General features: G+C 68.6%; 9 protein-coding genes. 3 read left to right on the top strand and 6 right to left on the bottom strand.

Annotated elements, in window-relative coordinates; all coding sequences use genetic code 11:
- Window positions 1-3 precede the first annotated feature (3 nt).
- Together F6A08_RS04775 and F6A08_RS04770 are read right to left on the bottom strand one after the other, a co-directional pair.
- The gene (locus F6A08_RS04775) at window positions 4-924 is read right to left on the bottom strand and encodes an SDR family oxidoreductase (RefSeq protein ID WP_151458767.1); all 921 of its coding nucleotides are present in this window, start codon (window positions 922-924) and stop codon (window positions 4-6) included.
- A 111-nt stretch (window positions 925-1035) separates the two neighbouring features.
- A complete protein-coding gene (locus F6A08_RS04770) occupies window positions 1036-2022 on the bottom strand; it encodes a glycosyltransferase (protein ID WP_192576686.1) in 987 nt (328 codons plus the stop codon).
- Between F6A08_RS04770 and F6A08_RS04765 the strand changes: the two genes are divergently transcribed.
- From F6A08_RS04765 to F6A08_RS04755, 3 genes are read left to right on the top strand one after another with little or no spacing between them, the layout of a single operon-like run.
- Window positions 1910-2896, top strand: coding sequence for a glycosyltransferase (locus F6A08_RS04765; RefSeq protein WP_151458765.1), 987 nt, complete (start codon window positions 1910-1912; stop codon window positions 2894-2896). The genes F6A08_RS04770 and F6A08_RS04765 overlap by 113 nt on opposite strands.
- Complete coding sequence (locus tag F6A08_RS04760; protein WP_151458764.1) at window positions 2889-4307, top strand: lipopolysaccharide biosynthesis protein; 1419 nt, start codon at window positions 2889-2891, stop codon at window positions 4305-4307. The genes F6A08_RS04765 and F6A08_RS04760 overlap by 8 nt, the downstream gene beginning before the upstream one ends.
- 34 nt (window positions 4308-4341) lie before the next feature.
- Entirely contained in the window at window positions 4342-6981 is a 2640-nt protein-coding gene (locus tag F6A08_RS04755) for a glycoside hydrolase family 99-like domain-containing protein (protein WP_151458763.1), read from the top strand.
- Between the two features lie 9 nt (window positions 6982-6990).
- Here F6A08_RS04755 and F6A08_RS04750 read toward each other — a convergent pair whose 3' ends face one another.
- The 4 genes from F6A08_RS04750 to tuf form a co-directional block, all read right to left on the bottom strand.
- Window positions 6991-8187: a hypothetical protein gene (locus F6A08_RS04750; protein ID WP_151458762.1), complete on the bottom strand. Its 1197-nt coding sequence runs from the start codon at window positions 8185-8187 to the stop codon at window positions 6991-6993.
- Window positions 8184-10367, bottom strand: coding sequence for a glycosyl hydrolase (locus tag F6A08_RS04745; protein ID WP_151458761.1), 2184 nt, complete (start codon window positions 10365-10367; stop codon window positions 8184-8186). Before F6A08_RS04745 ends, F6A08_RS04750 begins: the two co-directional genes overlap by 4 nt.
- Window positions 10368-10416: 49 nt before the next feature.
- Window positions 10417-11070 (bottom strand): VanZ family protein, encoded by a 654-nt coding sequence (locus tag F6A08_RS04740; RefSeq protein ID WP_124896299.1) that lies wholly within the window; start codon window positions 11068-11070, stop codon window positions 10417-10419.
- 117 nt (window positions 11071-11187) lie between these two features.
- Complete coding sequence (gene tuf, locus F6A08_RS04735; RefSeq protein WP_017201606.1) at window positions 11188-12378, bottom strand: elongation factor Tu; 1191 nt, start codon at window positions 12376-12378, stop codon at window positions 11188-11190.
- Between the last annotated feature and the right edge of the window lie 69 nt (window positions 12379-12447).

Here is a 12447-nt window from a genome sequence, read left to right as displayed (position 1 = left end):
CTCCTAGCTGTGGTCGAAGTTCTTGAGTGTCTGGGGGCGCCCCGCGTCCCGATCGGCCCGCAGAGAGAGCAGGCCGTCGGTCGAGGCGGGCAGATCGCGGCCGAGCGCCGCTCGCAGGCGGTCGGTCCGGAGCCGTAGGTCGGCGCCGCGGGGCGCCGCGAGCACATCTGTCGAGAGGACCGGGTTCACCCTGGCCGGATCGAACCCGAAGCACTCGGCGAGGGCACGGCCGAAGTCGTACTTGGAGACGCCGTCCGCGGCCGCGACGTGGAAGATGCCCGCCGCGTCGGTCGCGGCGAGCTCCCGCAGGGCGGTCACCAGGTGGCCGACATAGGTCGTGCTGACCCGCACATCGGTGAAGCCTCCCACATCGGCGCCGCTGGACAGGCGGTTGAAGAAAAACTCCGCGAGGCTGCGCGTGCCCGTGGGGCTCCAGCCATAGAAGTTGACCCGCGCCACGATGGCGTCGGGGTTGGCGTCGAGCACCCGCTTCTCCGCTTCGACCTTCCCGCGTCCGTACTCCGAGATGGGACTCGTCGGGTCGCTCTCGGTGTACTCGCCATCGCGGCCGTCGAAGACGGCATCGGTGGAGATGAAGAGGAATCGCGCTCCTTCCGAATAGGCCTGGGCGGCGAGATCCTCGGACGCTCGCACATTGAGCTCGTAGGCGGCGTCGGGGTCCGCCTCGCAGCCTTCGATCGTCGCGATCGCGGCCGTGTGCAGGACATGGTCGACGCCGGTCCTGGCCACGAGTCCGCGGCGATCGGCGGGGGATGAGAGGTCGACGCGAACGAATTCTCCGACGGCGTCGGCATCTTCCGGGACATTCCGCGCGGCGCCGACCGCGCGCACGCCCTGCCGCAGGTCGATCAGCGCGTTGGCTCCGAGAAGCCCGGTGCCCCCGGTCACGAGCCAGCCCGTCATGTGTCACTCCTCGTCGGCGGTCTCACGGCGTGCGACCTCGCCCGCTCGTCTCGCATTCAGGCCCGATCGGACGCGAACCAGACCAGATTACCGATGCGCGCCCGCACGGCCCTATTCGGGTGCGATCGGCTTCCTGGCCGCCTCCGCCCTACCAGCGTCGGCGCCGCGAAGACGCGGCGACCGCCAGGCGCCGGCGAGCAGCCCGAGGGCCCGCAAGGGGGGAACGCGACGTGACAGGATCTCGCCGCCGACGCCACGCAGGAGCGCGGGCGACATTCTGTCGGCCGCCACCGCCGTCACGAACCCCCGTGCATCGGCGCCGTCCTGGCGCGAGAGCAGGGTCGTGGCCATGTTCACGCGCCACCTCCAGCGATGGGCGCTGAGGTAGTCCAGCCCGCTCCCGACGCCGCCGCCGGAACGACCGGCCAGGGCACGCAGGCGGTCGGCGACCGTGCGGCGACGCTCCTCGCCGATGACGTTGCCGCTGTGCTGGATGTAGTCCTGCACAGGTTCGGGGAGCACGGCGACTCCGTTCCCCGCCAGTGCGCACACCCCGAGCCAATGGTCGTGGAAGGCCGAATCCGTGGCATCCGGCATCGGCAGAGCGATGTCGAGAAGCGAACGGCGGAAGACGGAGATGCTGCCGGTCACCTGGTTGTCGATGAAGGCGGCCGCCAGCGTCGTGGATCGGCGCTCCGTCACGGTTCGGGAGGTGTCCACCCCGCCGTGGGAGACGACGACCGCCTGCCCGAAGGCCAGATCCGCTCCGTCGAGGAGCGGGACGAGCAGGGCGAGCTTCTCCGAGAACCACGCGTCGTCCTGGTCGGCGAGAGCGACCCACCGCGAGGTGGCGGGAACCTCAGCGAGCAGGCGCTCGAAGTTCCGATAGAAGCCCACGTTGTCCGGGTACTCGATGACGCGGAAACGTCGGTCCTCGGCGACGATCTGCTCGACCGCGGCGCGCGCGTCGGGGTCCGTGCCGTCGATGCCGACGAGGCACTCCCAGTCCTGGAGCGTCTGGGCGCGGATGCTCTCCAGCTGCACACGGAGGAGGTCCGCCTGCGGCCGATACACGGCGAGGCACACGGTTCCGCTCATGCGATCTGTCTCGTTCCCCTGGGCGCGCGGCACAGCGCGGCGCGTCGAGTTCGGTACTCTCGACATCATGCCGAGAACGTGGTCACTGATTACTGTGACATACAACAGTGCAGTGCCCCTCCGCCGGTACTGGTCCGCGGAGCGTCCGGCGAACGTGGAGTGGGTCGTCGTCGACAACGGTTCCACCGACGACAGCATCGAGATCGCCACAGCGCTCGGGGCGACCGTGATCGCCGCCGAGACCAATCTCGGCTTCAGCGCGGCGAACAACCGCGGGCTCCAGGCGGCGACAGGCGAGTACATCGCCTTCGTCAACCCGGATGTCCGCGTGGGGTATCCGGATCTCGAGGAGCTCGCCGACGCGATCGATGAGCGGGGCGGCCTGGTGTCGCCGCAGCTGCTCAACGCGGACGGCACCCTTCAGCCCAACGGTCGCGGCGCCCCCCTGCTGCTCCACAAGATCCTCAACCGCGCGACCTCCCGCGACCAGGACAACGGCTACCGCCTGACGGCGGAGCCGACCGAACGCATGAACGTCTTCTGGCTCATCGGCGCGGTCGTCGCCGGAGACGCTCGGACGGTCAGAGCTCTCGGAGGTTGGAACGAGCGCTTCTTCCTCTACTACGAGGATAAGGACCTCAGCATCCGCGCCTGGCGGGGCGGCTTCGACGTCACCCTCGTCGGCTCGCTCCGGTGGACCCACGGATGGGCCAGGGAGACGACGCGCTTCCGCCTGATGCCCTGGGTTCGCGAACTCGACTCGCTCTTCCGGTTCTACACCCTCTACCCCGAGTTCCTCGTCGGCGGCGCAGCGGTGCGGAGACGGCACCCGCTGGCCTCCGAGCGATCGGGAAAGCTCGTCGGCAGTGACTGAACGGTCGAAGAGTGGACGGGCGGAGGGTCTCCTCGGCTCCGGTGCTCTGTACTCCCTCTCGACCGTCGCACCCGTGATCGTCAGTCTGCTCATCACCCCGCTCATCACACGCGCCCTCGGCGCCGAGGGGTACGGCGTCGTCGGCATCGGCATCACCCTCTATCAGTTCGGCTCGATCGCTCTGGGACTGGGGCTGTCCACCGCCATCACGCGCCACGCGATCATCGCGGGAACAGGTGTCTCGGGCGCCACGGCACTGGTGTGGTGCGGCGCGGCGCTGTCCGTTGTCGGCGGCGGCCTCGCGGTCGCGCTGCTGCCTTTCTGGGGCGGCGCGCTCCTCGGGGACGCGGGGGACGCCACCGCACTGATCTGGCCCACGATGTCAGCGGTGGCGCTGAGCATCCTCACCCTCTGCCAGTCCGTGTTCCGCGCCGTCAGCCGCGTGAAGACATTCGTCGCGCTGGGCATGCTGTCCGCCCTTGCCGGGCCACTGATCGGCTTGATGGCTGTCTCGGCGGGTCCCGCCGATTCGGGGGCTTACCTCTGCGGTCTCGCGGTCGGTCACACGCTGGCTGCCATGACGGCCCTCGCGTTGTTGCCGCGAATCCCGCGCACGGCCTTCTCGCTGGCGGAGCTCCGCGGCGGGCTCGCGCTCGGCCTGCCGACCGTGCCCCATTCCATCACCGGTGCGCTCGTCACGATCGTCCTCGTCGCGTGTGCGACCCAGCTGGAGGGCATCGCCGCCGGCGGACGACTCCAACTCGCTTTGTTCCTGGGTTCAGCGCCGATGCTGATCCTCGGCGCGTTCAACAACTCCTGGGCGCCGATGGTCTTCCGCCAGCCTGACACGGCGCGGTCGGACTTCCTCGCTCGCTCCCTGCAGGCGATCTCGGTCCTGGTCCTGACGCTCGTCGCGCTCTTCTGCACGCTCCTCGAGCCGGTGGCGCGCTTCATCGCCGGCCCCGAGCTCTACGACGAGAGCCTGCGCGCCGCCGCTTTGATCGCCTGCGCCGCGACCCCGCTGATGGCGCTCTATCTGGTGAACATCCACCTGGTCTTCCTGCGGGGACGCACGCTCGCGCTGGCAGCGACGACCCCCGTCTCCGGGGCCATCGGGATCGCAGCCTCCCTGGCCGCTCTGTCGTTGTGGCCCGGATATCCCGCCGCGATCGCCCTCGGGCTCCCTGTGTTCCACGGCTGCCAGGCTCTCTGGGCATGGTGGCTGAGCTCGCGCACCGGATACCCGCCGACATCCGTCGTGCGCTCTCTGCCTGCCCTGGTCGCGGCGCTGGCACTCATCGCCGCGACCCTCTGCCTCCAGCTTCCCCTCCTCGCACTCGCGCTGGTCGGCCTCCTCCTCATCGCCGGTGCCGCCCTGTTCAATCGGCGTGCTATCCGGCAGCTCCGCTGATCAGCCCTCCCCGCAGAAATAGGATCGAACCACCATGACAGCGACTCCGGCGACATCCCTGCCGTCTTCAGGCCTCCCCCAGGGTCGCCGGTATAGCTGGAGCATGTGGGCGTACGTCGTCTTCATCGCCGCGACGTTGATCCCGGCGGTGGTTCGTCTCGCCGGTTCCCCGGCGCCGGGATGGGGGGTCAAGGCGCTGGCTCTCGTCACGGCTGCCGTGCTCGCCGCGGGGTTGCTCCGTGCAGCCACCACGGCGCGTTTCAGCCTCGCCTGGACGATGTTCTGGACGTGGGGCTACATCTTCCTCGGACTCGCCCCCGCGCACCAACTGGCGTTCGGCGCCTTCCCGTGGCACGGCGAGTTCTCGGATCAGACGCTCGCCGTGGCCCTGTGGATCGTCCTGCTGGGGACGGCGGTCACGGCTATCGCGCAGCATCTCACGGCACGCAGCAAGAGCGCATCTCAGCGCGCTGATGTCGGCAGGGAACCGACGCCTACCGGGATCCGTCGCATGCGTGCCGCGCTCCTCGGAATCCTCTCTGGCTACCTGGTCGTCGTCGCGCTCTTCGTGGCGATCACCGGCTCGGGGCTGTTCCAGGGCAAGCGCGCGCTGCAGGAGCGTCTGCTGGAGAACGCCGACATTCCCGGGGCCGGGACTCTGTTCTTCATCGCGACAGCCGGCGGAATCGTGCTTCCGGCGATCGCGATCGTCGCACGCCGCAACGGCGTCCTGGTCCCGATATGGCTCATCGTCCTGGTGACCGCGGGAGCGGCTCTCGCCACGAACCCGCTCACCGGCTCTCGGTTCCTCACGGGCGGATTCCTGGTGGCCACGGTCGGTGCGCTTCTGATCAGCCTGCCCATCGCACGTCTGCTTCCGCTCGGGATCGGCCTCGCTCTGATCAGCATCTTCCCCTCCCTGGATCTGCTCCGCGGCGACGGGACGGGGTCAGCTGGCATCGCGATCTCGTTGCCGTCCCAGTCGCTCGTGGGTTTCGATTTCGACGCTTTCGAGATGCTCCTCCGGGCGGTGACGGTCGTCGGAGATCTTCCCGCGGAGGGGCCGAGCCCCCTCATGCTGCTGATCGCGCCGATCATCCGCTGGGTGCCCTTCCTGTCTCGCCTGGTGACGGACATGTCCACCGGGCGAGTAGTGGCGGAGGCAACGGGCGCCAGTTACCACAACCTCTCGATGCCGCTCTGGGGCGAGGCGTTCATCGTCGGCGGGGTCCTCGGCGTCATCATCACGTTTGCCATCCTCGGCGTGGTCCTCGGCCTGATCCGGCCGCCCCGGGAGTCACCGATGCTGCGGCGCTATCCGACCCATCTGCTCATCGACGCACCGATCGCCGCTCTTCTGCTGATCATCCTCCGCGGCTCGCTGTACGAGGTCCTGGGATACGCGCTGTTCACGTTCGTCGTCGTGATCGCCCTGCGCTGGGCGTCGCTGTCCGGTGCAGAGCCGGCGCGAGCGATCGCCCCGGCACCGCGCCCGCGCACCATCGCGTTCTACCTTCCGCAGTTCCACGCCATCCCGGAGAACGATCTGTGGTGGGGAAAGGGCTTCACCGAGTGGACGAACGTCCGCAGGGCCGCTCCGCAGTTCGACGGTCATGCGCACCCGCGCACGGTGGGCGAGCTTGGCGAGTACGACCTCACCGATGTCCAGGTGATGCACGAACAGGCCGCCCTGGCGAAGGCGAACGGCATCGACGCGTTCTGCTACTACTTCTATTGGTTCGATGGGAAGCGCCTGCTGGAGCGGCCACTCGACCAGTTCCTGGCGGCAGGTCCCGACATGCCCTTCTGCATCTCCTGGGCGAACGAGAGCTGGTCTCGACGCTGGGATGGAAAAGAGCATGAGGCGCTGATCACCCAGGAGTACGGCGAGCAGACGGCCGAGCGCATCTTCGAGGCATTCCTTCCGCTGCTCCGCGACTCGCGCTATCTCCGAGTCGACGGTGCCGCGGTGCTCATGGTGCACCGCACGGATCATCTGCCGGTCGGCACGGGATATGCGGACACCTGGCGTCGCCTCGCCGATGCCGCCGGAGTCGGCCCCTTGCACCTCGTCGCCGCCGAGACGCACCCGGGCATCGACCCCACGCTGAGCGGTTTCGACGCCGCCGCGGAGTTCCCGCCCGTCGGAGCGAACACACTCGGTGCGGCGCGTCTGCTGCCGCCGAAGGGGGTCGCCGCTGATTTCCGAGGGCGCCTGATGTCCTACCCTCGCCTCGCGCGTCGATTCGAGCGGCGTGCCATCCCGTCCTTCACCCGTTACCGCGGTGTGGTGCCGGGCTGGGACAACACCGCCCGGCGGGGGCGCAACGCCACCGTCTACGTCGGCGCCACCCCGGCCCGCTACCGTGACTGGCTCACGCACGCCCGAGTCTCGGAGCAGCGTCTTCGGGGCGAGAACGGCCTCGTCTTCGTGAACGCCTGGAACGAGTGGGCGGAAGGCGCGTACCTGGAACCCGATGCCCACCACGGCCGGGGTTACCTCGAGGCGACCTCGTGGGAAACCCGGCAGGTCTCCGACGATCAGGGCGCAGCGCCTGTCGGGCGCCCCACGTACGGCTGGCTGCACTCCGTCGCTCTCGCCGCCGCCGGGTCGGTGCTGCAGGCAGGGCGGCGGCTGGCCTCCGTTCGGGCTCGGGGCACCCTCCGCCGCTGACCGCCGCCGTCAGCGCATGACGCCGAGTACCCGATCGATCCAGGCGCGGATCCGCTCGGCAGCGTCCCCTCCGACGAACGCGACATGACGAGCGGGATCGACCTCGGCGCCGCCCTCTCCCGCACGAGCGAGCACTTCCAGATCGGCTGGAAGGGGGCGCTCCGGGTCGGCCAGTACCTCGGCGCGGACTCCCCGTGCCAGGGCATCCATCACCGAGCTTGAGGAGATCGCCACGACCACATCGTCGGCACCGAGCCCCTCGGAGAGCGAGGTGGTCCCCGACACCACCCGGTCCGCGGCTTCAGCGACGCTTCGCCAGTCATCGCCCAGCCGGTCCTCGGAAACGCTGGGATGCAGCCGCAGAACCACCTCCATACCCTGTTTCCGGGCCCGGACGATGCGGTCACGCACCCTTCCGACCTCTCCGTCGCTGAGCTGTTCCGCCGAGTGCGAGACCACCAGCTGCGCGGGGTGTCGCTCTAGCAGAGGACCGTGCATGACGTCCGGCCGTCCCACGATATGGATCCCCGCACTCGTGCTGTGAGATCTCAGCCAGGCCGCTTGCACCTCGCCCCAGACCAGCACGTCGTCTGCCATCACCGGGAGGTAGTTCCACTCGTTGGGAACCCCGTGAACGAGCGTCGCTGTGGCGATCCCGGCCGTCTTCGCCCCGTGAATCCAGGGCGCGGTGTAGGCGGCACGATCGAAGTCCACCAACACCAGCTTTGTTCCGCTCGCGATCAACGCGTCACGGGCTGCGGCGAAGCGGATCGCCTGAGCGAGGAAGAGGTACTCCGCAAAGACCCGTGAATCGCCCGCGGGCAGCGCCTTCAGACGGCGGCGCAGGCGCAGTGCCGAGCCCAGTCGCGACAGGGTGGCGATGCGCATCATCGACTGCGGCGCGAGAGCAGGGAAATCCTCCCCCGCGGTGAGAGCATGGGCGGCGAGACGGTGATCGGTCACGACCGTCGCCCCCTCCGGCAGGATCGCGGCCACCGCGGCACCGAGACGCGCGCCGTGGGCGACCGGGTTCGCGACCACGAACCGCACGGGTGAACGGCTGTCACGGGTACGCGTCGGCGTCACGCAGCCGAGGACGAGTGCCGCCCAGCCGACGACTCCCCGAATCAGCTTCCGGTCGAGGCCCGTGTGGTCGCCCTGCTGAAGGGACTCCGCGATCAGGCGCGCGTCATCCCGCATCGTCACCTCTTGGCCGCCTTGACGGAGACCTCGCCGTCGACGTAGACCGGCGTAATCCCGAGCGTGACGCTCACGGCGCCGGACTTCGGCGTCAACGTCGTCTCTCTGCCGTAGATGTCGGTGATCGTGACAACGCGGTCCGACTCGATCACGACCTCCTTCTCTCCCGCGGCGACCCACATCACGCGCACTTCGTCGCGGCCGTCGGTGAACCGATAGGACTCGACGCCCGCGACCTTGTCCTTGCCGTCCGGTTCGCGCCCCTCGAGCATCTGCGCGACCACCGACTGAGCGACAGCCGCCCGCTTGGGCGCATTCGCGAGCGGAGCGAGCGCCCTGCTGGATTCGAACAAGCCGAAGTTGCCTTCGTAGTCGGCAGGGTTGGACCTCTGGTCGACGGCCTCGTACCAGTAGACCCGTTCGACGTCGTGTCCGAACGAGGTGGCCATGGTCTGCACGAGGTAGGCGGCCTGCTGTTCATCGCTCACCCAGTTGTCGACCGTCGCCCAGCCCATCTCCGTCAGCCAGATCGGCTTGGCTCCGCCCGCATCCTCCATCATCGACGTGAGCCGGTCCAGATCCGGCCCGAGCTCGCTCGCCGGCTTCGGCTGGGTGTACGGATGCGCGGTCACAGCATCGATGCGGTCCAGCCCACCCTGGGCGAAGAACTGCTGGAGCCAGTCCCATTTGAAGCCCATGCCGGCGAGACTGGGGGCGACGACCGTGGCCTGAGGAGCGGCGGCATTCACCGCGTCGAGCATCGGGATGTAGCACTCCGGTGTCGGGCCGCACGCGCCGGTGTTGAAGAAGTGATCGAACTCGTTGTACACCTCGACCGTCTGGTCCACGTCGGGGAACGTGCCCAGGACGTTGGCGGTGTACCGACCGTATGCGGCGAGGCCGTCGGGAGTGCTCGGGGTCTTCCCGCCGTCGTAGAGCGGATTCGCGTACACAGGCACCTGAAGTGCCGACATGCCATGCGATTGCAACGCCGCCATCGCGGCGACGGTGTCCTCCGGATAGGTGTACTGATTCCGCTCCAGCTCCGACTTGTGCCACACCACATCGGCGCGCACGTGCCCGATCCCGAGCGCGGCGAGTGTCCCGATCATCGCGGCATCTCGCTCTCGACTGTCGCCATAGTGGAGGTGGATGCCGTAGGGAGAGTCCGCGAGCGCACCCGCGTAGGGGGTGTCGGCGACCACGCCGACCGTGGTGGTCAGATCTGTCTCCTTCGCACCGACCCTGGCCTTCACCGCGATCGAATAGAACCCTGGATCGAGGTCGTCCAGCGGCACCGTCGCCGCGACTCCGACGAAGTGCTCGGCACCTGATGCGACCTCCGCGCCGTCCGCGTCGAATGCCTCCCAGGTGAGCCAGCCATCCGGTGCCCTGCGGGTCGTGAGGCTCAGCGACGCCTCTCCTTCCGGCAGGATGAGCGAAGGATTCAGAATGGCGAGGTCCGCGGAGTTCAACTCGAACCCGCCGTTGGCGAAGACCACGGGGCTGCCATCGTCGGCCACGTACGTCACCGAGTCGATCAACAGGCCGTCCGTAGCGCCCTTGACGACGATCCGGAACGTCGCCGCTGCAGCGGTCGCCTGGAAGCGCACGGAGACCTGCTGCCAGTCGTACGAGCCCGCGGGCACGGAGACCGTGGTCTCCCACCCGCTGCCGGGGCGGAACTCGACCGCTCCCCACGCCGTCCCCGCCGACTTCACCCAGGCAGTGGCCGTGTACCACATGCCCGGTTGCAGGTGCGCGACCGACTCGTACTGCGCGGCGATGCCTCCCCCCGAGGCCGTGCTCAGCAGGTTGAGCGAATAGGCGCCGTCGTGCATGTCGTCGCTCGCGAGCATGGTGACCGCTTGAGAGCCCGTCCGCGTCGACCAGTCGTCGAACACGTCCGATGCGCCGGGAGCACTGGCGAGCGCTACGGGCGTCTGCGGTCCCGGCGTCGCGAACGGTGTCGTCGTCGGTGACGGGGAGGGAATGCTCGTCGGCGTGGGGCGCGGCCCGGCATCCGCGCGCTGTTCCCAGGGACGGAAGATCAGCAATGCCGCCACCATTGCCACGACCGCGACGGCGGCGATCGCCAACATCAGGATCGGGCGGCGGGATGGCGTACGCGCGGGAGCCCCCGCGACGATCGGCTCCGGTTCGTGGGGGCTCATCGGCTCGGTCATCAAGACCACCCTAGGGGGTCGGCGCGGCCCACCACGGCCGTGACTCCGTCTAGAGCGGCAGCCGCACCGTTGGCGCGTCTCCGGTGTCCCAGAAGTCGGCGTCGAGCACGCGGGTCACCGGATCGGGTTCCACGTACCGGGCAGGGGCGGGCGAAGCGGCCGCCGCGGCAGCGCGACGCGCGTTCTCCTGCTGCAGCTGGGCTGCGGCCGCGCGGCGTTCCCACAGCTCGCGCTCGATCTTGGTGCGGTCGCGCGCATGGATCATGGCGCGCAGGATCATCGCGAACAGCAGCCCGAGGTAGCCGCCGATCGTGTTGGCGAGCACATCGAGCACAGTGGAGACACGCTCGTCGAGGGCGATCCCCTGCACGAACTCGATGGCCGCGGAGAAGCCGGGCAGCAGGAAGATCGCCACCCACCAGGCGCGGCGGGCGAGGGCGAGCCCGAGGAGGAATCCGAGCGGGACGAACATGCCGATGTTGGCGGTGAACTCGAGGGCGTTGTAGCCGAACGCCTCCGGCACCCCGAGGTTGTGCAGGGCCCGGAGCACGCGGGCGGCGATGCCGTCGAACTCGAGTTGCTGCGGCTGCGGCCACATGGTGACCAGCAGCACGAAGCCGGCGTAGAAGATGAGGAGGATCGTCGAGATCCAGAGGCGCGCATGGCTGCGGGGAGGCGGCGGTCCGACGACGATCTCAGTCACCCGTCGATGCTAGCGGCGGCATCCGTGCATTCCCCGCGAAGTCGCCGGTTTCCGTCCGGACGAACGACACAGGGGCCGAGCCCGAAGGCTCGACCCCTGTGCGAAGGAAGCAGGTGCTTACTTGACGATCTTCGTGACCGTACCGGCGCCCACGGTGCGTCCACCCTCACGGATGGCGAAGCCGAGGCCCTCCTCCATGGCGATCGGCTGGATCAGCTCGACCGACATGTCGGTGGTGTCGCCGGGCATGACCATCTCGGTGCCCTCGGGCAGCGAGATGACGCCGGTGACGTCGGTGGTGCGGAAGTAGAACTGCGGGCGGTAGTTCGTGTAGAACGGGTTGTGACGGCCACCCTCGTCCTTCGACAGGATGTACGCGGTGCCCTCGAAGTTCGTGTGCGGGGTGATCGAACCCGGCTTCACGACGACCTGGCCGCGCTCGACGTCCTCACGCTTGGTGCCGCGGAGCAGCAGACCACAGTTCTCGCCGGCCCAGGCCTCGTCGAGCTGCTTGTGGAACATCTCGATACCGGTGACGGTCGTCTTCTGCGTGGGACGCAGACCGACGATCTCGACCTCGGAGTTGATGGCCAGGGTGCCACGCTCGGCGCGACCCGTGACGACGGTGCCACGACCGGTGATCGTGAAGACGTCCTCGACGGGCATCAGGAACGGCTTGTCGCGGTCACGCTCGGGGTCCGGCACGCTGTCGTCGACGGCCTGCATGAGCTCGAGGATCGCGTCGACCCACTTCTCGTCGCCCTCGAGGGCCTTGAGAGCGGAGACGCGCACGACGGGGGCGTCCTCGGAGAAGCCCTGGCTCGCGAGCAGCTCGCGAACCTCGAGCTCGACGAGCTCCAGGATCTCCTCGTCGTCGACCATGTCGGACTTGTTCAGCGCGACGAGCAGGTACGGAACGCCGACCTGCTTGGCGAGCAGCACGTGCTCACGCGTCTGAGCCATCGGGCCGTCGGTGGCGGCGACCACGAGGATCGCGCCGTCCATCTGAGCCGCACCGGTGATCATGTTCTTGACGTAGTCGGCGTGGCCGGGGGCGTCAACGTGCGCGTAGTGGCGCTTCGGGGTCTCGTACTCGATGTGCGAGATGTTGATGGTGATACCACGCTGGCGCTCTTCCGGCGCCGAGTCGATGGAAGCGAAGTCACGCTGCACGTTGGTGTCGGACGGGTACTTGTCAGCAAGCACCTTCGAGATCGCTGCGGAGAGCGTGGTCTTGCCGTGGTCGACGTGACCGATCGTTCCGATGTTGACGTGCGGCTTGGTCCGCTCGAACTTGGCCTTAGCCACTGGGTCCTCCTCAGGACGTCGTTGTAGGGGTGACCGGGCACTGGTTTGCGACCGGTTCTCTACGGGTTA

The sequence above is a fragment of the Microbacterium algeriense genome, from assembly GCF_008868005.1.
Lineage (GTDB): Bacteria > Actinomycetota > Actinomycetes > Actinomycetales > Microbacteriaceae > Microbacterium > Microbacterium algeriense.
The sequence above is the reverse complement of the archived record's forward strand: the minus strand, read 5'-3'. Positions and strand labels throughout refer to the sequence as shown.

What these genes read in the sequence shown, in the direction of transcription:
- F6A08_RS04775 (WP_151458767.1), bottom strand. Translation starts at nt 924, where the DNA reads ATGACGGGCTGGCTCGTGACCGGGGGCACCGGGCTTCTCGGAGCCAAC.
- F6A08_RS04765 (WP_151458765.1), top strand. Translation starts at nt 1,910, where the DNA reads ATGCCGACGAGGCACTCCCAGTCCTGGAGCGTCTGGGCGCGGATGCTC.
- F6A08_RS04770 (WP_192576686.1), bottom strand. Translation starts at nt 2,022, where the DNA reads ATGAGCGGAACCGTGTGCCTCGCCGTGTATCGGCCGCAGGCGGACCTC.
- F6A08_RS04755 (WP_151458763.1), top strand. Translation starts at nt 4,342, where the DNA reads ATGACAGCGACTCCGGCGACATCCCTGCCGTCTTCAGGCCTCCCCCAG.
- F6A08_RS04745 (WP_151458761.1), bottom strand. Translation starts at nt 10,367, where the DNA reads ATGACCGAGCCGATGAGCCCCCACGAACCGGAGCCGATCGTCGCGGGG.